Source organism: Cognatiyoonia sp., assembly GCF_965661665.1.
In the GTDB taxonomy this organism is placed as follows: Bacteria; Pseudomonadota; Alphaproteobacteria; order Rhodobacterales; family Rhodobacteraceae; genus Cognatiyoonia.
Window position 1 is genome coordinate 20,926 of the sequence record NZ_CBFIEO010000008.1, and the last position, 21,569, is coordinate 42,494.

General features: G+C 56.3%; 26 protein-coding genes. 12 read left to right on the forward strand and 14 right to left on the reverse strand.

Translation table 11 applies throughout. The features are described from left to right. Nucleotides 1-19: 19 nt before the first annotated feature. The 4 genes from mmsB to ACTF5F_RS06760 all read right to left on the reverse strand — a co-directional run bounded on the left by mmsB (nt 20) and on the right by ACTF5F_RS06760 (nt 3,861). A complete protein-coding gene (gene mmsB / locus ACTF5F_RS06745; RefSeq protein ID WP_438956114.1) occupies nt 20-889 on the reverse strand; it encodes a 3-hydroxyisobutyrate dehydrogenase in 870 nt (289 codons plus the stop codon). Nucleotide 890: 1 nt separating this feature from the next. Beyond that, nucleotides 891-1,925 carry an enoyl-CoA hydratase/isomerase family protein gene (locus ACTF5F_RS06750; RefSeq protein ID WP_438956115.1) on the reverse strand — a complete coding sequence of 345 codons (1,035 nt, stop codon included), beginning with the start codon at nt 1,923-1,925 and terminating at the stop codon, nt 891-893. Nucleotides 1,926-1,943: 18 nt separating this feature from the next. Next, the gene (locus ACTF5F_RS06755) at nt 1,944-2,279 is read right to left on the reverse strand and encodes a cupredoxin domain-containing protein (protein ID WP_438956116.1); all 336 of its coding nucleotides are present in this window, start codon (nt 2,277-2,279) and stop codon (nt 1,944-1,946) included. An 82-nt stretch (nt 2,280-2,361) separates the two neighbouring features. Next, nucleotides 2,362-3,861 carry a CoA-acylating methylmalonate-semialdehyde dehydrogenase gene (locus ACTF5F_RS06760; RefSeq protein WP_438956117.1) on the reverse strand — a complete coding sequence of 500 codons (1,500 nt, stop codon included), beginning with the start codon at nt 3,859-3,861 and terminating at the stop codon, nt 2,362-2,364. A gap of 101 nt (nt 3,862-3,962) precedes the next feature. On the opposite strand from ACTF5F_RS06760, the gene ACTF5F_RS06765 reads away from it, so the two are divergent. From ACTF5F_RS06765 to coaD, 3 genes are all read left to right on the forward strand, one after another. Continuing rightward, a complete protein-coding gene (locus tag ACTF5F_RS06765; protein ID WP_438956118.1) occupies nt 3,963-4,841 on the forward strand; it encodes a LysR family transcriptional regulator in 879 nt (292 codons plus the stop codon). Nucleotides 4,842-4,903: 62 nt separating this feature from the next. Beyond that, on the forward strand, nt 4,904-5,338 hold the full coding sequence (locus ACTF5F_RS06770) for a CBS domain-containing protein (RefSeq protein ID WP_438956119.1): 435 nt from the start codon (nt 4,904-4,906) through the stop codon (nt 5,336-5,338). Nucleotides 5,339-5,423: 85 nt separating this feature from the next. Then, entirely contained in the window at nt 5,424-5,918 is a 495-nt protein-coding gene (gene coaD, locus ACTF5F_RS06775) for a pantetheine-phosphate adenylyltransferase (protein ID WP_438956120.1), read from the forward strand. 55 nt (nt 5,919-5,973) lie between these two features. Here coaD and ACTF5F_RS06780 read toward each other — a convergent pair whose 3' ends face one another. From ACTF5F_RS06780 to gap (ACTF5F_RS06795), 4 genes are all read right to left on the reverse strand, one after another. Further along, a complete protein-coding gene (locus ACTF5F_RS06780) occupies nt 5,974-6,135 on the reverse strand; it encodes a hypothetical protein (protein WP_438956121.1) in 162 nt (53 codons plus the stop codon). A gap of 196 nt (nt 6,136-6,331) precedes the next feature. Continuing rightward, nucleotides 6,332-7,333 carry a type I glyceraldehyde-3-phosphate dehydrogenase gene (gene gap / locus ACTF5F_RS06785; protein WP_438956122.1) on the reverse strand — a complete coding sequence of 334 codons (1,002 nt, stop codon included), beginning with the start codon at nt 7,331-7,333 and terminating at the stop codon, nt 6,332-6,334. A gap of 96 nt (nt 7,334-7,429) precedes the next feature. After that, nucleotides 7,430-7,573, reverse strand: a complete 144-nt coding sequence (locus tag ACTF5F_RS06790) for a hypothetical protein (RefSeq protein WP_438956123.1) — start codon at nt 7,571-7,573, stop codon at nt 7,430-7,432. Between the two features lie 40 nt (nt 7,574-7,613). After that, complete coding sequence (gap, locus tag ACTF5F_RS06795; protein WP_438956124.1) at nt 7,614-8,615, reverse strand: type I glyceraldehyde-3-phosphate dehydrogenase; 1,002 nt, start codon at nt 8,613-8,615, stop codon at nt 7,614-7,616. Nucleotides 8,616-8,831: 216 nt separating this feature from the next. Here gap (ACTF5F_RS06795) and ACTF5F_RS06800 point away from each other — a divergent pair, with 216 nt between their 5' ends. After that, complete coding sequence (locus tag ACTF5F_RS06800; protein WP_438956125.1) at nt 8,832-9,791, forward strand: DUF808 domain-containing protein; 960 nt, start codon at nt 8,832-8,834, stop codon at nt 9,789-9,791. On the opposite strand, the gene tkt is transcribed toward ACTF5F_RS06800, so the two are convergent. Beyond that, nucleotides 9,788-11,806, reverse strand: a complete 2,019-nt coding sequence (gene tkt / locus ACTF5F_RS06805) for a transketolase (RefSeq protein ID WP_438956126.1) — start codon at nt 11,804-11,806, stop codon at nt 9,788-9,790. The two genes, ACTF5F_RS06800 and tkt, sit on opposite strands and share 4 nt — an antisense overlap. A gap of 236 nt (nt 11,807-12,042) precedes the next feature. On the opposite strand from tkt, the gene ACTF5F_RS06810 reads away from it, so the two are divergent. The 4 genes from ACTF5F_RS06810 (at nt 12,043) to ACTF5F_RS06825 (ending at nt 13,623) form a co-directional block, all read left to right on the forward strand. Then, a complete protein-coding gene (locus ACTF5F_RS06810; protein WP_438956127.1) occupies nt 12,043-12,516 on the forward strand; it encodes a hypothetical protein in 474 nt (157 codons plus the stop codon). A gap of 1 nt (nt 12,517) precedes the next feature. Next, nucleotides 12,518-12,901: a cell division protein ZapA gene (locus ACTF5F_RS06815; protein ID WP_438956128.1), complete on the forward strand. Its 384-nt coding sequence runs from the start codon at nt 12,518-12,520 to the stop codon at nt 12,899-12,901. Nucleotides 12,902-13,015: 114 nt separating this feature from the next. Beyond that, a complete protein-coding gene (locus tag ACTF5F_RS06820) occupies nt 13,016-13,243 on the forward strand; it encodes a LysE family transporter (RefSeq protein ID WP_438956129.1) in 228 nt (75 codons plus the stop codon). Nucleotides 13,244-13,347: 104 nt separating this feature from the next. Continuing rightward, entirely contained in the window at nt 13,348-13,623 is a 276-nt protein-coding gene (locus ACTF5F_RS06825; RefSeq protein WP_438956130.1) for a LysE family transporter, read from the forward strand. Between the two features lie 92 nt (nt 13,624-13,715). On the opposite strand, the gene grxD is transcribed toward ACTF5F_RS06825, so the two are convergent. From grxD to ACTF5F_RS06850, 5 genes are all read right to left on the reverse strand, one after another. After that, a complete protein-coding gene (grxD, locus tag ACTF5F_RS06830) occupies nt 13,716-14,075 on the reverse strand; it encodes a Grx4 family monothiol glutaredoxin (protein ID WP_438956131.1) in 360 nt (119 codons plus the stop codon). Further along, complete coding sequence (locus ACTF5F_RS06835; RefSeq protein ID WP_438956132.1) at nt 14,072-14,326, reverse strand: hypothetical protein; 255 nt, start codon at nt 14,324-14,326, stop codon at nt 14,072-14,074. The genes grxD and ACTF5F_RS06835 overlap by 4 nt, the downstream gene beginning before the upstream one ends. Before the next feature lie 4 nt (nt 14,327-14,330). Further along, nucleotides 14,331-14,564, reverse strand: coding sequence for a BolA/IbaG family iron-sulfur metabolism protein (locus ACTF5F_RS06840; RefSeq protein ID WP_438956133.1), 234 nt, complete (start codon nt 14,562-14,564; stop codon nt 14,331-14,333). Between the two features lie 64 nt (nt 14,565-14,628). After that, entirely contained in the window at nt 14,629-16,788 is a 2,160-nt protein-coding gene (gene purL / locus ACTF5F_RS06845; protein ID WP_438956134.1) for a phosphoribosylformylglycinamidine synthase subunit PurL, read from the reverse strand. Between the two features lie 402 nt (nt 16,789-17,190). Then, nucleotides 17,191-18,108 (reverse strand): LysR family transcriptional regulator, encoded by a 918-nt coding sequence (locus tag ACTF5F_RS06850; protein WP_438956135.1) that lies wholly within the window; start codon nt 18,106-18,108, stop codon nt 17,191-17,193. Between the two features lie 411 nt (nt 18,109-18,519). Here ACTF5F_RS06850 and ACTF5F_RS06855 point away from each other — a divergent pair, with 411 nt between their 5' ends. The 4 genes from ACTF5F_RS06855 to ccmE are packed head-to-tail and all read left to right on the forward strand — an operon-like array spanning nt 18,520 to nt 21,538. Next, a complete protein-coding gene (locus ACTF5F_RS06855; RefSeq protein ID WP_438956136.1) occupies nt 18,520-19,224 on the forward strand; it encodes a lysophospholipid acyltransferase family protein in 705 nt (234 codons plus the stop codon). Then, nucleotides 19,205-20,017 carry a glutamate racemase gene (locus tag ACTF5F_RS06860; protein ID WP_438956137.1) on the forward strand — a complete coding sequence of 271 codons (813 nt, stop codon included), beginning with the start codon at nt 19,205-19,207 and terminating at the stop codon, nt 20,015-20,017. Before ACTF5F_RS06855 ends, ACTF5F_RS06860 begins: the two co-directional genes overlap by 20 nt. Before the next feature lie 52 nt (nt 20,018-20,069). Then, complete coding sequence (gene argC, locus ACTF5F_RS06865; protein ID WP_438956138.1) at nt 20,070-21,098, forward strand: N-acetyl-gamma-glutamyl-phosphate reductase; 1,029 nt, start codon at nt 20,070-20,072, stop codon at nt 21,096-21,098. Further along, on the forward strand, nt 21,095-21,538 hold the full coding sequence (gene ccmE, locus ACTF5F_RS06870) for a cytochrome c maturation protein CcmE (protein WP_438956139.1): 444 nt from the start codon (nt 21,095-21,097) through the stop codon (nt 21,536-21,538). The genes argC and ccmE overlap by 4 nt, the downstream gene beginning before the upstream one ends. Nucleotides 21,539-21,569: the final 31 nt, after the last annotated feature.

Consider the following 21,569-nt stretch of genomic DNA (forward strand, 5'->3'; position numbering starts at 1 on the left):
AAAAATATGGGATTTCATGCTATCCGCGCCCGCGCTTTTCGAACCGCGGCAGCATGGCGGAGAAGTCTTTGCCTAGCCCGTCCTCATCCTCCACAAAGCTCTGATAAAGTGCTGTTGCCGCTTGCCCCATCGGCGTATCTGCATCCGTCGCTTCCGCCGCCATCTGACTCAAACGCAGGTCTTTCAGCATCAATTCCGCTGCAAATCCGGGGGTATAGCCGTTGTCGGCTGGTGACTGTGGCCCCACACCAGGGGCGGGGCAATAGGCGTTCATCGACCAGCTATAACCTGACGAGGTGCTCACCACGTCAAACATCGCCTGCCGGTCGAGGCCCAGCTTGTCGGCTAGATTGAACGCCTCACAGGTGCCGATCATCGTGATCCCAAGGATCATATTGTTGCAGATCTTCGCCGCCTGACCATTCCCCGCAGCCCCACAATGCACTGCCTTTTGCCCCATGATCTCAAACAGCGGTTGGGCTGTGGCGAACGCCTCTTCCGATCCGCCTGCCATGAAGGTGAGCGTGCCCGCCTCAGCGCCGCCTATGCCGCCGGAAACGGGCGCATCGACTGCGGATAGGCCCGCATTTTCAGCGGCTTCCCCGACGATCCTTGCGCTGTCTACATCGACGGTGGAACAATCAAGATGCAGCGCACCGGCTTTCATCGCGGGGTGAATTTCAGCGGCGACAGCTTGCAAGATCGCGCCGTTGGGCAGCATGGTGATGACCGCGTCAGCGCCCGTTGCGGCCTCCGCCGCGCTGCCTGCCATCGCGATCCCATCGGGAGTAGTGGCGGTGTCAAACCCTACCAACTCGTGACTTGCTGCAATCAGTTTGCGGGCCATTGGCGCGCCCATATTGCCGAGCCCGATAAAACTAATTTTCATCTCAATCCTCCCACGCCAGCGCGTCTTGGACCAAAGGCAGTGTCATTTGCAAAACGTCATTTGCACGCACGTCTTTCCAACTGTCATGTGCCCATTTGGGCGATTTGTCTCTGTCGATGATCGCCGCGCGGATGCCTTCGATGAAGTCCCCTTGGGCCACCGCACGGTGCGTAAACCGATATTCCTGATCGAGCGCGCACCTAATGTCATCGCGCATCCTGACGCGGTGGATCGCGGCCACAGCGACACACATGGCGAGGGGGGCGTTCTTGGCGATGGCTTTTTGGGCGTAAGTCAGGGCGTCGCTTGGTGCATCCGGAATCGCCCGCATGATATCGCCCAAGGTCTCACCGCCAAAAACGGCGTCGATGTCCGCCTGCCATTTAGCTAAGGTGCTTTCGGGTTCTGGTTTCGCGGCTGCGTCAATTAGGCTGACGGCGCCTGTAGAAATGAGTGAAGATTTCAGCGTATCCCATTCATAATAAGGAATAAAATAGTCTGAAAACTCTGCGTGGATCGCATCGCCAGCGGACATGCGATAGCCGGTGACGCCTAAGAACTCACCCAACCGCCCGGGCGCGCGGGCCAGCAGCAACGTGCTGCCTACATCTGGCAACAAGCCGATTGCGCATTCCGGCAGGGCGATTTGGCTGCTGTCACAGACGATCCGATGAGAGCCGTGGCACCCGACGCCAACGCCGCCGCCCATTGTGAACCCTTGAAGGAAGGTCACGACAGGTTTTGGAAACTCAAAGAGCTTGGCATTCATTCGGTATTCGTCGCGCCAGAATGTGCGCCCGTACTCCAGATCGCCCCGCAGCCCGCTGTCGTACATGTCCTGAATGTCGCCGCCGGCGCAAAAGGCTTTGTCACCCACGGCGTCAATGATGAGCAGATCAATGTCCGCCTCCGCCCAATCCTCCAAAGCCGCTTCAATTGCGCGACACATCTCCCACGTCAGCGCGTTCAGAGCGTCTGGGCGATTGAGTGTGATCCGGCCCGCTCGGGCTTCGATCCGTGTGAAGATATCCGTCATAGCGAGCCGTGATCGTGGTTAAGCGACAGTCAAACTGCCTTTCATGCTGGGGTGAATGGCGCAGAAATAGCTGAAAGTGCCAGCCCCACCAAACGTCAGCGTCGCCGACTGGCCACGGGATAGCGTGCCCGTGTCGAATGCACCGTTGTCAGCGGTGGCCGTGTGCGGGGCGCTGTCTTCGTTGGTAAAGACCACCTGATCGCCTGCACTGATTGTCAGGGTCTCAGGCTCAAAAGCAAAGCCTTTGATGGTCACAGTGTGGACGGTCTGGGCCTGCGCCACATTTGCTGCGGCCACGCCAGCAAAAGCAGCACCAAGGGCCAAAATGTCTCTGCGGGATTTGTCACTCATCATTTGTACTTTCATCAATCAAACTGGAAATAATGATTTCAACTATAACCGCCATTTCCAGCGCTGAAAGGGGGTGACGCCATCGTTACTCCATCACAGGGATGGAGAATTCGCCGCCTTCCTTGATGCCCGATGGCCAGCGGGACGTGACGGTTTTCGTCCGCGTGTAGAATTTGAAAGCATCCGGACCGTGCTGGTTCAAATCACCGAACACGGATTTCTTCCACCCCCCAAAGGTGTGATAGGCCAGTGGTACTGGGATCGGGACGTTCACGCCGACCATGCCAATGTTGATGCGGTTGGCAAAATCGCGCGCGGTGTCGCCATCGCGGGTGAAGATCGCGGTGCCGTTGCCGTACTCATGATCCATCGCCAAACCGATTGCTTCTTCATAAGACTGCGCACGCACGGTGGACAGCACTGGCCCAAAAATCTCGTGCTTGTAGATGTCCATGTCCTTGGTGACGTTGTCAAAAAGATGCGGGCCGACGAAGAAGCCATCCTCATAGCCTTGCAGTTTGAAATCGCGCCCATCGACGACGAGTTTAGCCCCTTGGTCGATGCCGGTCTGGACCAAACGCTCGATATTCGTTTTGGCCGCTGCGGTCACAACGGGCCCATAGTCCACATCGTTCCCAGCGGTGTAGGGGCCAACCTTCAGGGCGTCGATCCGTGGGATTAGCTTTTCAATCAGGCGGTCGGCTGTTTCATCGCCCACCGGCACCGCGACAGAGATTGCCATGCAGCGCTCACCTGCCGCGCCATAGCCCGCGCCTACAAGCGCATCTGCAGCTTGGTCCATATCCGCATCCGGCATCACGATCATGTGGTTCTTGGCTCCTCCAAAGCACTGCACGCGCTTCCCTTGTGCACAGCCGGTGCCATAGATGTATTCCGCAATCGGCGTGGAGCCAACGAACCCAACAGATTGGATCGTCTCGTCATAAAGGATCGCATCGACCGTTTCCTTGTCGCCGTTCACCACTTGCAAGATGCCTTTCGGCAGACCCGCTTCTTCCATCAGTTCGGCCAGCATCAGCGGGACGGAGGGGTCACGCTCGGACGGTTTCAGGATGAAGCTGTTGCCACAGACAATGGCAGGGGCGAACATCCACATCGGGATCATGGCTGGGAAGTTGAAGGGTGTGATGCCTGCGGTCACGCCCAACGGCTGTTTCATCGAGTACATATCGATGCCGGGACCAGCACTGTCGGTAAACTCCCCCTTAAGCATGTGCGGGGCACCAATGCAGTATTCAACGACCTCGAGCCCGCGCTGCACGTCGCCCGCCGCATCCGGGAGGGTCTTGCCGTGCTCGCGGCTCAGGGCCTCGGCCAATTTGTCCATATCGCGTTGGAGGAGTGCGACGAACTTCATCATTACTCGCGCGCGGCGCTGCGGGTTGGTGGCGGCCCAAGCAGGCTGCGCGGCAGCAGCAATGGCCACTGCTTGCTCAACTTCTTCCTTGCTGGCGAGCGGGACTTTCGCTTGAACCTCGCCGGTGGCGGGGTTGAAGATATTGGTAAAACGGCCTGACGTGCCTTTGACATGTGCGCCGTCGATGTAATGAGTGAGCTCTAGCATGGGATCCTCCAACAAGTTGAGCGGAACCATACTCTTGCGTTTTTGCGTGATAAAGTGGCAATCAGGCAAAATCATTTTGCGATAATGCAAGGATTGGTGAGATGCTGAATTGGGATGACATGCGCGTTTTTCTTGGGGTTGCCCGGGCTGAACGGCTGAGTGCGGCCGCCCCGAAGCTCAAGATGGACCCTGCCACACTCAGCCGACGTATCATGCGGCTTGAACAAACCATGGGCCAAACGCTGTTTGTGAAATCGCCGCAGGGCTATCGCCTGACAGATGCGGGCCAACGGATATTAGAAGAGGCGTCGGAAGCCGAAACAGCACTGATGCGCGCCTTTGATGCCTCTGCGCGGTCTGGAACGGCGCTTTCGGGTCAAATTCGGATCGGCGCGCCGGATGGCTGCGCAGGGTATTTGCTGCCGCAGGTCTGCGCCAAGATTCAGGCAGACAATCCAGAGCTGGAGATACAAATCCTGTCGCTCCCGCGGGTGGTGAACCTGTCCCAGCGGGAGGCGGACATGGCGATCACCGTTAGCCCACCCAGCACGGGCCGCTATACCGTTCAAAAGATTACAGACTACTCCTTGCGCTTAGCGATGAGTGCGGATGCGACCCCGCCCAAAACCTTGGCTGATCTGGGTGATCTGCCGGTCGTTGGCTACATTCAGGATATGATCTTCGACAAAGAACTTGATTATCTGGACACCTTGAAACGTCAAACGGCACAGCTCACCTCCAACTCCGTCGCTGTGCAGATGCATCTGATTCAGCAATCGCGTGGCGTTGGGTTTGTCCATGACTTCGCATTGCCCGCCTTTCCAAATCTGCGACGGGTGTTGCAGGCCGATGTTTGCTTGACCCGCAGCTATTACCTTGTCCGCCACGCCTCTGACCGTACATCCGAACGCCTGAAGACCTTTGCGGAGGCGCTCTTAGCCGGCATGCGGGCCGAAGTTAGCCGGTTAGAGGCAGCATAACCTTGACAGACTGATCCTTCCGGTCGCAGGCTAAGAAGACAGCCAAACAAAGGAGGGCTGCTATGCTCGTTCAAAAAATTCTTGCAACGAAACAAGACCTTGGAGTCATTTCCATCAAGCCAGATGCGCCGGTGGCCGATGCGGCCAACATACTTTCGTCCAAAAGGATCGGTACGGTCGTCGTGTCAGAGGATGGCGAAACGCTGCAAGGGATTTTGTCGGAGCGGGACATCGTCCGCGAACTTGGAAAGCGCGGGGCAGGGTGTTTGACTGATCCTGTTTCGGATCTGATGACACGTAAGATCGTGACCTGTTCTCAAGCTGATACCGCAGATCGCGTGCTCGAGATGATGACCAAGGGCCGCTTCCGTCATTTGCCTGTGATGGATGATGACAAGATGATTGGCCTGATTTCTATCGGTGATATGGTCAAGGCTCGTCTGTCAGAACTGTCGATGGAAAAGGACGCCCTGCAAGGGATGATTATGGGTCACTGAACCTAACGTTGCTTTTTCAAGCGGGTTGCAATCCGCCCCGCAATATTGTTGCGTGCGCGAAAGCAAGTCAGAACGAGGGTCCAGAATGCGTATTGGGCTGTATCCGGGCACTTTTGATCCCATTCACCATGGGCATATAGACATTATTCGCCGTGGCTGTTCGCTGGTGGATCGCCTCGTGATCGGTGTTGCCATCAACCGCGACAAGGGGCCGATGTTCACGCTTGAAGATCGTGTGGCGATGATCGAAGCTGAGGTAGGACCTGTCGGTGAGCAAACCGGTTGTGAGATTGTCGTGCACTCGTTTGAAAATTTGCTCATCGACTGCGCCCATGACGTAGGTGCATCGGTGATTGTGCGGGGTTTGCGTGCGGTGGCTGACTTTGAATATGAATACCAGATGGTTGGGATGAACCGCGCTTTAGATGCCAGCGTTGAAACCGTCTTCCTAATGGCGGATGCCAAGAACCAAGCGATTGCGTCGAAACTTGTGAAAGAGATTGCCCGTCTGGGCGGTGATGTTAGCAAGTTCGTAACGCCAGCGGTTCGGTCGGCGCTGATGGGCAAACTCAGCACCTAAAAAAGGGGCAAAGCGGTTCTCACATGCTCCTCGGGATTCCCAAACTGTTGATCGCTTATGCACCGTAGACCGCGCGGGACGCGATTTTAGCGCCGTCGCCTTTGTAGATGTCGAGGTCGAGCGCGATATCAAGCGGCATCCGCTCCAGCTCTGCTTTTGTGCGCAGGTAAGTTGCCCGCTTCTGAAGTGCAGTTTGAACAGTTTTCAAGACAGACATGTGCGGTGCTCCTTCGGTTGAACTGCAGTTTCGCTGTGTCTTGTCCCATGATTTAGTCATGCTTCAGCGCAGCACCACTGACGGTTTCGAAATGACTTTGCATGAAATGCATGACACTGGTTGCAAGATGTCCATTTGCCCCCGAAACGCAAAAAGCCGCCCAGAGGACGGCTGATTACGATGAAGTTTCAGGCGTTTAGATAAGTTTACCCATCGCCACAGCCGTATCGGACATGCGGTTAGAGAAGCCCCATTCGTTGTCATACCAAGTCAGGATGCGCACCATATTCCCGTCGAGGACTTTGGTCTGATCCAAATGGAAGACCGAAGAATGGGGATCATGGTTGAAGTCGATGCTCACCATCGGCAGGTCGGTATAGCCCAACACGCTTTTCAGCGGACCGTCCGCCGCCGTTATGATGGCGTTGTTGACCTCTTCCACAGTTGTTTCGCGGGATGCTTCAAACGTCAGATCAACAACGGAGACGTTCGGCGTCGGCACGCGGATCGCAACGCCGTCAAGCTTGCCATTGAGCTCTGGCAGCACGAGGCCAACAGCCTTGGCCGCACCGGTGGAGGTTGGGATCATCGACATCGCCGCGGCACGCGCGCGGTAAAGGTCTTTGTGCAGCGTATCCAGCGTCGGCTGATCGCCCGTGTAGCTGTGGATGGTGGTCATAAAGCCTTTGGTGATGCCGATCGCGTCGTTAAGGACTTTGGCGACAGGGGACAGGCAGTTCGTGGTGCAAGAGGCGTTGGACACAACGATATCATCGCTGGTCAGCGTGTCATGGTTCACACCGTAGACGATTGTTTTGTCTGCGTTTTTGCTAGGGGCAGAGATGAGGACGCGGCTGGAGCCATTCTCTAAATGTGGCTGGCAGGCTTCTTTGCTTGTAAAGATGCCGGTGCATTCCATCACCACATCTACATGCGACCACGGAAGGTCCGCCGGATTGCGAATGGCGGTCACGTCGATGGGGCCACGGCCGACGTCGATTGTGGCCTCTGTCGTTTTGACTTCGGCAGGGAAGCGTCCGTGGACGGAGTCAAAGCGCAGCAAATGCGCGTTTGTCTCAACCGGACCCAAATCATTGATGGCGACAACTTCTATATCTGTGCGTCCGCTTTCGATGATCGCGCGAAGCACGTTTCGTCCGATACGTCCAAATCCATTGATTGCAACTTTGACTGCCATAAAAGGGCCCTCCGAAATACTGCGCTGGGAGTTAGCGCGATTGTTGGCGCTAACATTGCGATTTTCAGGGAAAGGTCAATGGCAGGGCAAAGCGAATTACCGCCAAAAGGCGATGTATTCGATCAGGTCCAGAAGAAGTTTCATAAAGCCAATAAGCAGCGCCGAGTCGAAAAATAGGTAATCAACGGTAAAGAGCGCGAGGATGATCGCGGCAATCCAAAGGATGAGGGTGTTGGTCATGCTGCTCCGTACAGCGAAGCGGCAGGTGTTGCGAGTGTAATCAGTGAAGCAGACCCATGGCGGAGGCGACATCGGCCATCCGCGCGGAGAAGCCCCACTCATTATCGTACCACGCCAGAACCCGCACCGTGCGTCCACCGACGACCTTGGTCTGATCGGGGGCAAAGATGCTGGATTCGGTGGTGTGGTTGAAATCGATCGAGACTTTCGCCTCCGCATCATAGCTGAGCACCATGCCCATGTAGCCGTTCGCGGCTTCTGCGACGATTTCGTTCACGTCATTGGCGGTGACGTACTTGCCCGCCTCAAACGTCAGATCAACAGCACTGACATTCGGTGTCGGCACACGCATCGATGTGCCGTCAAGCTTGCCGCTGAGTTCTGGCAGCACTTCCCCCAAAGCTTTCGCGGCACCTGTGGAGGTTGGGATCATCGCCATAGCTGCAGCACGCGCGCGGTAGAGGTCTTTGTGCCGACGGTCCAGCGTTGGCTGGTCGCCTGTGTAGCTGTGGATCGTCGTCATGATCCCACGCTCAATTCCGATGGCGTCGTTCAGGACTTTGGCCAGAGGGGCGAGGCAGTTCGTGGTGCAGGACCCGTTGGAGATCATCCGCTCCTCCGCCATCAGATCGCGGTGGTTCACGCCATAGACAACGGTGCGGTCGACGTTGGTGGCAGGGGCGGAGATCAGGACTTTCTTCGCGCCACGGTCAAGGTGGACGGCGGATTTCTGACCGTCGTTGAACTTGCCTGTACATTCCAGCACGACATCCACACCGTCCCAGTCGAGTTCCTGAGGCTCATAAGTCGACATCACGTCAATCGGGCCACGGCCTAGTTCGAGTGAGTTCCCGTCAACCTTTATGTCACCGCCAAAGCGGCCATGCACGCTGTCGTATCGAAGGAGGTGGGCATTGGTTTCAATTGGGCCAGTGGCGTTGATCTTGACCACTTGGACGTCGTTTCGCGCGGCTTCCGCGATATATGCCAAAGTACAGCGACCGATGCGGCCAAATCCGTTAATGCCCACCGTTACTGTCACAACGTACGTCCTCTCATGTCGGAGCCCTTGTGCGGCATATATCGTGCTCAAGCGGGATCATGAAGAAAAAATGTATTTTTGTCAGTATGTTATCGCAAACAATCAACGTTAGCGGTAACGAATTTCGGATTGTTCAGCGGTGGTTGCGCTAACGATTGTATTGGCATGGGTTAGAATGGCATTACCTATCAAATCTCAGAGAATCATGGAGGCCACATGAGTGGACTGCTGGCATTGTTGGATGATGTGTCTGCGATTGCGAAAGCAACAGCGGCGAGTGTGGATGATGTGGCCAGCATGGCTGCTAAGGCGGGGTCAAAGACTGCCGGGATCATTATTGATGATGCCGCAGTGACACCAAAGTATGTCGAGGGCTTGGATGCAAGCCGTGAGTTGTCGATTATTTGGAAGATCACGCGGGCATCGTTCTTCAACAAGCTTGTGATCCTTTTGCCCTCCCTTTTGCTGCTGAACGTATATGCACCTTGGTCTGTTACCTATCTCTTGATGCTCGGCGGGAGCTATCTTTGCTTTGAAGGGGCGGAGAAGGTCTTCCACGCTTTGTTCCCGCATGGGGACAAACACGTCGAAAAGGATATGGATATCGGGGATCCGCTGCATCTGGAAGAAAAGCGCGTACAAGGGGCGATCAAGACGGATTTCATTCTGTCGGCTGAGATCATGACCATCAGCTTTGCGGCCATTCCCGCTGCGTCTTTCTGGCTCGAAACGGCCACACTCGCTGTTGTTGGGATTGCGGTGACGATTGCGGTCTATGGCTCCGTCGCGCTGATTGTGAAGATGGATGATGTGGGTCTGTGGATGGCCAAGAACGGTCGCTCCAGTGCTTCCCAGAGTTTTGGGCGTTGGTTGGTATTGGCAATGCCGAAACTGATGAAAGCCCTGTCGATCATCGGCACCGCTGCCATGCTTTGGGTCGGCGGCTCGATTATTATTCACGGGCTTGAGGTGACGCACATCTGGGCATGGCCTTATGAGGCGATCAAGGCGCTCGCCCTGCAGTTGGCGTCCGGCATGGAAAGCGGCACGGGGTTCATCAAATGGTTGATCACCGCGACGCTGGATGGTGTGTTTGGTCTGATCTACGGACTGATCCTGATCACGATCGGCACGCGCATTGTCGCGCCGATCATGTCCCGTATCAGATTGGCTTAACCCAAAAGCTCTTTCGCTTTAGCGGCTGTGGCCTCTGCCGTGATGCCGAAATTTTGGAACAGAACGCCAGCGGGTGCGGATGCGCCGAAGCTGTCCATGCCGACAAAGCCCGCCTTCTGCTCACGGCCGCGTTCGCCTAAGAGCCACTGATCCCAGCCTTGGCGCACGCCTGCCTCAATTGCGACGCGCACAGGACCGCCGGGCAGCACGCGCTTGCGATAGCTGGCGTCTTGCTCCGCGAACACCTCCATACACGGCATGGAGACGACACGGGTGCCGATCCCTTCGGCTTGCAAAAGATCACGTGCGGCAATGGCGACGGAGACTTCGGAGCCTGTGGCCATCAGGATTACCTGACGCTTACCCTCAGCATCGGCGAGGACGTAAGCACCTTGTGCAGACAAGTTCTTGGCCTTGTGGTCCTTGCGAACTGTTGGTAGCCCCTGACGGGACAGGGCCAGAACGTGCGGCGTTTTCTTTGACGTCAGCGCACATTCCCACGCTTCTGCTGTTTCCACGATGTCCGCCGGGCGGAAGACGTGGGTGTTTGGTGTCGCGCGGAGCAGGGCGAGGTGTTCGACCGGCTGGTGCGTTGGGCCGTCTTCCCCCAGACCGATGGAGTCGTGGGTCATGACGTATGTCGTCGGCACTTCCATCAAGGCTGACAGACGCATCGCGCCACGAGCGTAGTCAGTAAAGCACATGAACGTGCCGCCGTATGGCCGCGCACCACCGTGCAGCACCATGCCGTTCATCGCTGCGGCCATGCCGTGCTCGCGAATACCGTAGTAAATATAGCGCCCACCGCGGTTCTCTGGCTCAAAGACGCCAAGGTCGGCTGTCTTTGTGTTATTGGACCCTGTGAGGTCGGCAGAGCCGCCAATGGTCTCTTTCAAAATCGGGTTCACGACGCCCAAGACCTTTTCGGACGCGGCGCGGGTCGCGAGTTTCGGCGCAGTCTCAACCATTTCCTTTTTGAAAGTGCGTATTGCGGAGGTGAGCTTCTTCGGCGCTTCCAGTGCGTAGGTGCGGTTGAACTCCGCCTGCTTGGCGCTGGAGAGCTTCAGGAAGCGATCCTGCCATTTGGCGCGAGCTTCTGCCCCGCGTGCGCCCATTGCTTCCCAGCCTGACTTGACGTCGGCAGGGACTTCGAACGGGCCGCCTTTCCAGCCGTAAGCGTCCTTCGCCGCTTGCAGTTGCTCTGGATCCGTCAGTGCACCGTGGCCCTTGGACGTGTCCTGCGCCGCGTGGCCAAGTGCGATATGCGTTTTGCACGCAATCATCGACGGGCGCGGGTCTTTCTGTGCGGCGACGATGGCTTTGTCGATGGCAACCGGATCATGGCCGTCGATGGAAATGACGTGCCAGCCTGATGCCTCAAACCGCATGATCTGATCGGTTTTATCCGCAAGGTCGACGGTGCCGTCGATGGTGATGTTGTTGTTGTCCCAGAAGACGATGAGGTTGCCGAGCTCGTGCTTACCTGCAAGGCCAATCGCTTCTTGGCTGACGCCTTCCATCAAGCACCCGTCGCCCGCGATCACATAGGTGCGGTGGTCGACGATCTTCTTGCCGTAGCGCGCGCGCTGGATTTCTTCAGCTATGGCAAAACCGACGGAGTTTGCAATGCCCTGGCCAAGTGGGCCAGTCGTCGTCTCAATCCCTGGCGCGTGGCCATATTCTGGGTGGCCGGCAGTCTTGGCGCCCCACTGACGGAAGTCCTTGAGTTGTTGGAGGTCCATACCCTCATACCCCGTGAGGTAGAGCAGGGAGTAAAGTAGCATGGAGCCATGCCCCGCAGAGAGGATAAACCGGTCGCGGTCGGGCCAGTTGGCGTCCTTGGGATCAAAGCGCAGGTGCTTTTCGTACAGAACCGTTGCAACATCTGCCATGCCGATGGGCATACCGGAGTGGCCAGAGTTCGCGGCAGCGACCGCGTCCAATGTCAGCGCCCGAATAGCGGCGGCTTTCATCCAGTGATCAGGGTGGGTGGTGCGGAGTGCGTCGATGTCCAAGGTCTGTGTCCATTTTCTGAAGGTGGAACTCTCTCGCGTCATACCAATTTGAGGACGTAGTTCAAGGCCGAGAGCTAAGCCGTTCAAATCGTTCACGCTCATCAATTTGCGGGACCGAAACCAATGGCATAACCTGTCTGTGTGGGGCACGATTCGAAAATTGGTGCTGTTGAATGAGGCATTTAGCGACTGTCGTTGAAGCTGAAGGATGGTTCCAAAATGACAAGGACGGGTGAATGAGCGAACTGAGCGTATTGGAAGGCAGACTAACGGACGCGCTAAGGCGGATTTCCGCAGGTGTGGAGGCTTTGGATGCGGCGCAGGCGCCAGCAGCGGCTCCGGCGGACAGCGGGCTTGAGGCGCAATTGGCCGAGGAACGCACCGCGAATGCGCAGTTGGAAGAGCGGGTGAAGGCCCTGAAAGTGCGGCAGGACAACAAAATTGCCGAGCTTGAAGCCCGCGTGACGTCCTACAGAAAACAATTGAGCGATCTGGATGGGGAGTTGCAGACCCTGCGCACCTCTAACGCGGATTTGAACGCGATGATTGAACAGCTGCGTGGGGCTGTGACCAGCAATGTCGCGGAACCGGAATTGGTGAACCGCGCGTTAATGGCGGAGCTTGACGCCCTGCGCGCACAACGCAGCGCCGACGCGGCAGAGGCGGACGCGATCATCGCCGATCTGAAATCACTGGTGGAGGGCGCGTAAGATGGCTCAGTTGGATATCAAGATCGGCGGTCGGACGTTTGAGGTGGCGTGCGCGGATGGGGAAGAACATTTCCTCCAAACAGCCGCAGGCATGTTGGACGAAGAGGCGGAGCATTTGTCGAGCCAGATCGGCCGCATGCCAGAATCACGGATGCTGTTGATGGCTGGTTTGATGCTGGCGGATAAGACTGCCGGCCTCGACGACAAGGTCAAAGAAGCCAACGGCCGCATCGCGCAACTTCAGGCGCGGATCGATACGCTGGAAAGCCAACCTTCCGAGACCCGCGAAGTCCGCGTCGTGCCGCCCTCCGTGACAGAAACCCTGTCCGAACTCGCCGCCTGCGCAGAAGCGATTGCCGATGAGGTGGAGCGGAAGGCGGGGTGAGTTCGGTGACTTGCTAGCTCAGTCGATTAATGTGGAAGTCTGCTGTGCGGACAGATCTTCACTCGACGATTTAATGTTTAAAGAAGAGCCTATCCTGTATTTGGGGCCTGTCATATGTTGCTTGAAATTTTGCTAAAGTGGCTGGTCCTGGTCCTCCTTCTCGGGACTGGTGTCATTTTCACTTTAGCAATTGGTCTTGGCCGTGGGTTCAGGGCGAGCATCGCTGCCGCGTTCGGATGCATGCTTGGAATTATACCTGCCGCCTTTGCTAGCATCATTGGATTGGCAGCATTGCTTCATACCAGCGCTTTAGCTTTCCAAGTCATTAAATTTTGGGAGTAGGATATTTATTCTACATGGCTTGGAAAATATTGAAAGACGACACAGTGATGGAAGTATTTGTGAGCAAAGAATGAGCAGGATACTTTCGGATAACGACTAGCGGCATGTTGCTGAACGTTTTGAACCCAAAGCTATTGTTATTCTTTCTGGCGTTTCTGCCTCAGTTTATTTCACCAAGCGTAACCAATGCGACAGCCTCCCTTGTGGGGTTGGCGATTGTATTCATGATCATGACATTCTGTGTCTTCTTGGTCTTTGGTGCATTCGCGTCATATGCGCGTGACTATGTTATTCGGCGGCCATCGGTCATGAAATGGATCGAACGCCGCTTCGCCGGAACTTTTGGTTTTCTCGGTGCAAAGTTGGCTGTCTTAAATTGAAGTAGGATGTTTGGAATGTTCCGAGCAAATCTCTTTTGTAGACTTGGGCTCGAAACAAACATTCAATTGTAATTCACTAGACGAAAGTGCCCCTATGCATTCGCCTCACGAATCTTATCTGCTGCCTCTTTATTGAAACCCACGCCGTTCTCATCCAGCAGCGTGTCGAGTTCGCCGGAGAGGGTCATTTCGGTGACGATGTCGCAGCCGCCGATGAACTCACCTTTTACGTAAAGCTGCGGGATGGTGGGCCAGTCGGAGAAGTCTTTGACGCCTTGGCGGATGTCGTCGTCCGCCAGCACGTTGATGTCGGCGTACTCAACACCTATGAAGTTCAACACACCTGCCACGCGGGAGGAAAACCCGCACTGTGGCATGGATTTCGTGCCTTTCATAAAAAGCACCACGTCGTTGTTGGTGATGGTCTCTTTGATTTGGTCTTGAGCGCTCATTTTGAGGTGTCCGTTCTTTGCTTGGGCACGAAGCTTTTGGCGTAAGCCTGCGGATCGCGCGGTATTTTGTAGGATGTGGAGTGCCCCGAAAAGCCGGAGCTGTATTCTGCGTGGATCGTATGATCGCCATCACCGGGTTCGGAGCCGCGCACAGGTTTGTTGCCTTCCCGCTGTACGATCAGGATCGCGCGACCGATCAGAATGGCAAGGATCGCGCCACTAACAAGGAAGATGAAGAAGCCGGAGTTCATCAGATTAGTCCGGTGCCTTGGTGGTCAGGGCGAGGGCGTGGAGTTCGCCGTTGCTGCCATCCATCTTGCCCTTGAGCGCGGCATAGACGGCGCGTTGCTGTTGCACGCGGTTCTTGCCACGGAAGCTTTCATCGACCACTTGTGCAGCAAAATGCGCGCCGTCATCGCCCTGCACGGTGATTTGTGCATTCGGGAAGCTCTCTCGGATAAGGTCCTCGATGGTTTGAGCGTCGATCATGTGCCGTCCTTTGTTGGTTCACCTTGTAATTTATGAACTGCTAGCAAGTTGACAAGAGGTTTGATCAGGCAACCGCCTTGGCAAAGCTGGTGCGATAGACCTCTGAAAGCTCCGCCAGATCGGCGCTGTGGCTGCCGAAGGTGACTTGATCGCCACCGACGCGGCCCACCATCGCAATCGGCACACGGTCGCGGCCTGCGCACAGCATCAGGTCTTCGGCTTGGTCGAAATTGCAGGCAATCAGGTAGCGCGCTTGGTCTTCGCCGAAGAGCGTTGGCGTATCGTCCATATCGAGTGTGATGCCGACGCCTGCGGCCTCTGCCAGTTCGAACGCGGCCAAAGCCAGCCCGCCGTCAGAGAGGTCAATACAGGCACGGATCATCGTGTGGTTGGCGCGGATGAAGTCACCATTGCGCCGCTCAGCGGCCAGATCGACGGTCGGCGCGTCTCCTTCGGCTTTGCCGTAGACTTCGGCGAGGAGGGCGGATTGACCAAGGTGTCCAGTGGTGTAGCCAATGACGAGGAGGACATGCCCCTCCCGAATATCATCAGCAATCATGTGTTCGGCGGTAGCGATGAGGCCCACAGCACCGATGGTGGGCGTGGGCAGGATCGCTTGACCGTCCGTTTCATTGTAGAGAGAGACGTTGCCCGACACGATGGGCATATCGAGCGCCGCAACCGCTTCACCGATGCCTTGGATCGCGCCAACGAACTGGCCCATGATTTCCGGTTTTTCGGGGTTTCCGAAGTTCAAGTTGTCGGTTGTGGCAAGAGGTGTCGCGCCAACGGCTGTGAGGTTGCGGTAGGCTTCCGCCACGGCCTGTTTCCCGCCTTCGATGGGGTTGGCTTTGACATAGCGCGGGGTCACGTCGCTGGTGAAGGCGAGCGATTTTTCCGTCCCATGCACACGCACGACGCCGCCGCCTTTGCCGGGCGGCACGGCTGTGTCGCCCATAACCTGTTGGTCGTACTGCTGATACACCCACTGTTTGCCCGCATAGTTCGGGCTGCTGATCAGGGCTTTCAGGCCGTCGATGGGGTTCACGCCAGTGATCTCACCTAAGGGTTCCGCGGCTGGGGTGGCAACCCAAGGGCGGTCGTATTCCGGCGCGGTGGAGGACAGCTTGGAGAGTGGCAGGTCTGCCTTCACTTCCCCGTTGTGCATGATGAGGAAGCGATCTTCTGGCAGGGTTTCCCCAACTATTGCAAAATCGAGGTCCCATTTCTCAAACACAGCGCGCGCTTCGGCTTCAAGCTCTGGCTTCAGGACCATAAGCATCCGCTCTTGGCTTTCGGACAGCATCATTTCGTACGCGGTCATGTTCTCTTCCCGCTGGGGGACGTTTTCGAGGTCAAGGCGCACGCCAAGGCCGCCTTTATCACCCATCTCCACGGCGGAGCAGGTGAGGCCAGCGGCCCCCATGTCTTGGATGGAGATCACAGCACCCGTCGCCATCAGTTCCAGCGTGGCTTCCATCAGGCGCTTTTCGGTGAAGGGGTCGCCCACCTGGACGGTTGGGCGTTTTTCCTCAATCGTGTCGTCAAACTCAGCCGAGGCCATCGTCGCCCCGCCAACACCGTCACGGCCGGTTTTCGCGCCGAGGTAGACGACAGGCATGCCCACACCTGATGCTGCGGAGTAGAAAATCTTGTCCGCATCGGCGAGACCAGCCGCGAAAGCGTTCACCAGGCAGTTGCCATTGTAAGCTGGATCAAAGCGCACTTCGCCGCCAACGGTGGGAACCCCAAAGCAGTTGCCGTAGCCGCCGACGCCGGCGACGACGCCGTTCACAAGCTGGCGAGTTTTTGGGTGATCCGGTTCGCCGAACGACAGGGCGTTCATCGCCGCAATCGGGCGGGCCCCCATGGTGAAGACATCGCGAAGGATGCCGCCGACACCCGTTGCCGCACCTTGATAAGGTTCAATGTAGCTGGGGTGGTTGTGGCTCTCCATTTTGAAGATGACGGCTTGGCCGTCGCCAATGTCCACGACGCCTGCATTCTCACCCGGTCCACAAATCACCTGAGGGCCTTCTGTTGGCAGGGTGCGGAGCCATTTTTTGGAGGATTTGTAGGAACAGTGTTCGTTCCACATGGCCGAGAAGATCCCCATCTCGGTGAAATTCGGCTTACGGCCCAAAATTTTCAGAACTTCCTGCCATTCGTCGGGGCTGAACCCATGTGCGGCGATGACATCTTTGGTGAGTCCTGGCTCTGACATACTCTTCCCCTAGCAGCAGTTGCGGGCCTTTTAGGGCAGAGGGTCAAAAAGGGAAAGGCTGGATGTGTCGGCAAGGCTTTTCGCCTACTTTATAGGCCGTTCGGCCAAAAAAAAGCCGGGCTTGAAGCCCGGCAAGTCCAACAGGGAGGTAAAAACGATCAGCGCGGAGCGTCATCGCCTTCGAGCATGCATTTAGGGCTGCTTTTCTAACCCATCAAGGAAAAAGCCGTACGATTCTTGCAAGGCCGATATGCGCGCTGCGCATATCACTCAGTAAGTCTTTGAAAGATTAGAAAAGTCTCAATTATTGGCGTCTGAGGTATGATGCTAAATTGCCATATTAAAACTAACGGTGAATTCGTGATGGAACGTTTTTTGATCCAGCAAACCTATTGGCGGGGCCTAGCTGCATAAGTCGTCCTTAGCAAGCTCACGCATTTTTCGGCGATGCGAAATGATCTCGTCCTGAACAAAGTCTCTGAAGGCCGCGATCCGTTTGGATTGGCGCAGCTCTTCTGGGTAGGCCAAGAACACGGGAACTTCGCCTGACTCGAGTTCCGGCAGCACACGGACAAGGTTTGGGAAATCCTCAGTCACGTAGTCAGGCAATACACCGACGCCCAAGCCGTTCAACACACCCTGCAACACGCCGAAGTAGTTGTTGACGGTGAAGAGGCTAGGCACGTCATAGCTGAACAGGTGTTGTACGAGCGTCGCGCCAGCGGCAACTTGTGCAGAACTCAGGCTCTGGCAAATCAGACGGTGGCGGGAAATATCGGTGAGGGACTCGATCCCGCCACTCTTCTCCAGATACTCCGGCGTCGCATAGAGCCGCATGCGAACGGACATCAACCGCTTGCGGATCAAATCAGCCTGCGACGGTTCCTTCATCCGAATGGCAACGTCGGCTTCTCGCATCGGCAGGTCGAGCACTCGCTCTTCCAGCATCAAGTCGATCTTGAGATCGGGATACTGCTTATAGAGTTGCGGAAGGCGGGGAGCGAGCCAAAGCGTGCCGAACCCGATGGTCGTTGTGACGCGCAGTTCGCCGAACACTTCTTCCTCGCTGTCGCGGATGCGAGCGGACGCTGCCTCCAGACGTTTGTTCATCGATTTGGTCGCATCAAACAGCAATTCACCTTGTTCGGTAAGGATCAGGCCACGGGCATGGCGGTGAAAGAGCGTGGCGTTGAGTGCCTCTTCCAAAGCGCGGATTTGGCGGCTGACCGCAGATTGCGAGAGGTGCAGAGTGTCCCCAGCGTGGGTAAGCGAACCTGCGTCGGCCACGGCGTGGAATATTCTGAGTTTGTCCCAATCCATCTTAACCTCTTCAAGTGCCGCGAATACGATGCTGCGCGTTCAATCCGTCACTTTTATCATGGCGGTTTGCAAAGGCGAGCGTTTCTTTTGCCACGTGTTGGGGCTTCTTGGCTGCGTCGAAACAAACGTTGTTGAAATCTGATCCATTTGACCGCACGCGTCACATGAAGTTCATATTTAGCATCTAATCAGTCGCTTTAGTTTGGTGGCACAGCACAATGTCAAAGCACGAACGTCAGATTGCCCGCGATATTTCTTATGCGAACTCGGCCAAGGGTCGGAGCGGGCGCGCTCATCCGAGTGATGGAGAATGCCGCAGGACCTATTGGCCTCATTCGAAGGGCAAAAAGCTACGCGGTGGATGTGGTCAATGGTGCAGACTTTTGAGAAGTCATGGCAGAGCGGTAAGGGTTGTCGCTCGACATCGTGGGTGGATCGCTGGAAAGCATTCCGAAAGACGACCCACTCATAACGGTTGCCAATCATCCCTATTGTATTCTGGATGGCCTGATGCTGTCGCAGCGCCGCGATGGGGAGTTCAAGGTGCTTGCCCACCGTGTGTTTCGCAATGCGCCTGATTTGGAAAAGGTCATCCTACCGATTTCCTTTGATGAGGCAAAAGAAGCAGCCAAACATAACCTCGCGACACGTTCAGAGGCGCTCAACTACCTTAAAGGCGGCGGGGCGATTGGCGTGTTTCCCGGTGGAATGGTCTCCACCTCTGCCGAGGCGTTTTCAAAGCCGCTTGACCTGGCGTGGCGCAATTTCACCGGAAAGATAGTAGCGCGGTCAGATGCGACTGTCGTGCCGGTCTTCTTTGACGGCTCCAACAGCAGGTTGTTCCAGATCGACAGCCATTTGCATTACACGCTGCGGATGGGGCTGATGGCGCGAGAATTCAAAGCACGGATAAATTCACTAATGCGCGTCGTGATTGGGGAGCCAATCCCAGCGGAAGACTTGGCGAACGCCAAAGGCGATCCAACGCAATGCATGGATTTCTTGCGCAAAGCCACGTATGTCTTTTCCCCTAGGCCGATCGACGTGAATGAATGCGGCCATGATTTTGAGGCCAAGTACAAAGGGCGGGCAAAGAATGGCAGTCGGAATATTTGATAGTGGCTTGGGCGGGCTGACCGTTTGGTCGGCAGTGCATGACAAACTGCCTGATCTGCCGCTGGTGTATTTTGCCGATAGTGCACACGCGCCATACGGGGTGCGGGATGCCGATGACATCTATGACCTGACCACAAAATCCGTTGGCCGTATGTTTGATGAGGGCTGCGATCTGGTGATTTTGGCCTGTAATACGGCCTCAGCTGCCGCTTTGCGGCGGATGCAGGAAAAGTGGGTGCCAAAGGACAAGCGCGTCTTAGGCGTGTTTGTGCCCTTGATCGAAGCGCTGACAGAACGGCAGTGGGGCGACAACTCCCCACCGCGCGAGGTGGACGTGAAACATGTGGCGCTCTTTGCGACGCCGGCAACCGTGGCTAGCCGCGCCTTCCAGCGTGAGCTGGCGTTCCGAGCGATTGGTGTTGATGTTGAGGCACAGGCCTGTGGCGGTGTCGTGGACGCCATTGAGGACGGCGACATGATTTTGGCGGAGGCGCTGGTGCGCAGCCATGTGGACGCCCTGAAACGTAAAATGCCGAACCCCGGTGCGGCAATCCTTGGCTGCACCCATTATCCGCTGATGCATGAGACCTTTCAGGACGCGCTGTGCGCAGATGTGAAAGTGTTCAGCCAAGCTAATCTGGTTGGCGACAGCTTGTCCGATTATTTAGATCGGCGGCCCGAATTTGTGGGCTCTGGCACAGAAAGCAAGTTTCTGACGACAGGCGATCCCAAACGGGTATCCGACCGCGCAACCCAATTTTTGCGACGAAAGATCACGTTTGCTGCCGCCTGATTTGGCAGATCTCGTTCTTTTTTCTAAATAACCCTGCAAGAAGGGAATCATCATGACTTATAATGTCGCCATTCTTGGCGCCTCCGGCTACACCGGAGCAGAATTGGTTCGGATCATTGCGACGCATTCGTCGCTGAACATCGTTGGGCTGTCTGGCAACTCGAAAGCTGGGCAATCCATGGCGCAGGTGTTTCCGCATTTGCGTCATCTCGACCTGCCGGTGCTCACCACAATTGAAGACATGACATTTGACGGTGTCGATTTGGTGTTCTGTGCCTTGCCCCATGCGACGTCGCAGCGTGTGATTTCCGAACTGCCGGCGCATGTGAAGATTGTGGACCTGTCCGCTGATTTCAGACTGCGCGATCCTGAGGCTTATGAGGCTTGGTACGGGCAGCCCCATGCCGCGACAGAGCTGCAAGAGAGCGCTGTCTATGGCTTGACGGAATTCTACCGGGACGAGATTGCCAAGGCACGGCTGGTCGCGGGGACGGGGTGCAATGCGGCGACAGGGCAGTATATCTTACGCCCCTTGATCGCCGCGGGTGTGATCGGGTTGGACGATATTATTCTGGACTTGAAGGCGGCTGTCTCCGGCGCTGGGCGGTCTTTGAAAGAAAACCTGCTCCACGCGGAACTGTCAGAAGGGTATTCAGCCTATGCCGTTGGTGGCACGCACAGGCATCTCGGTGAGTTTGATCAGGAGTTTTCTGCGATTGCTGGGCGGCCGGTGCAAATCCAATTTACGCCGCATCTGATGCCCGCTAACCGCGGGATTTTGGCGACAGCTTATGTCAGTGGTGACGCGGCGACCATTCACCAAACGTTGACGGCAGCTTATGACGCGGAACCCTTCATCGATGTGCTCCCAAAAGGTGAATATCCCAGCGTAAAGCAAGTTAGGGCCAGCAATTTTTGCCATATCGGTGTGGTCGCGGACCGGATTGAAAGCCGCGCGATTGTGATTGGCGTGCTTGACAATCTGACCAAGGGGTCGTCGGGTCAGGCGATCCAAAACGCGAACCTGATGTTGGGTTTGCCCGAGACGGAGGGGCTGATGATGGCTCCGGTATATCCATGAAAACGCTCAAGAAACGCCGCCGCATCCAAGTGATTGTCATGGCCTTTGTAGCCTTGGGGCTGTCTGTTGGCTTGATGGGCTATGCGTTCCGCGATGGTATCAACTTCTTCTATTCGCCCACGCAAGTGGTTGACAATCCGCCAGAGGCGACGGAGGTGTTCCGTATTGGCGGGCTTGTGGAAGAGGGCTCCGTCGTCAAAGATGGGACCACCGTTGCCTTCCGTGTGACAGACGGTGTGCAAAGCGTGCCTGTTGTCTACGACGGTATTTTGCCGGACCTCTTTGAAGAGAATCAGGGCATGGTTGGGCAGGGGCGTTACATAAACGGCATCTTTGAAGCATTTGAAATACTAGCGAAACATGATGAAGAGTACATTCCGAAAGAGGTGCTCGACGTTTTGAAGGAAAACGGCACCTACGTCGCACCGGACGCATCGTAGTCAGCTCATTAAACAATTGTTCTGAGGGGTT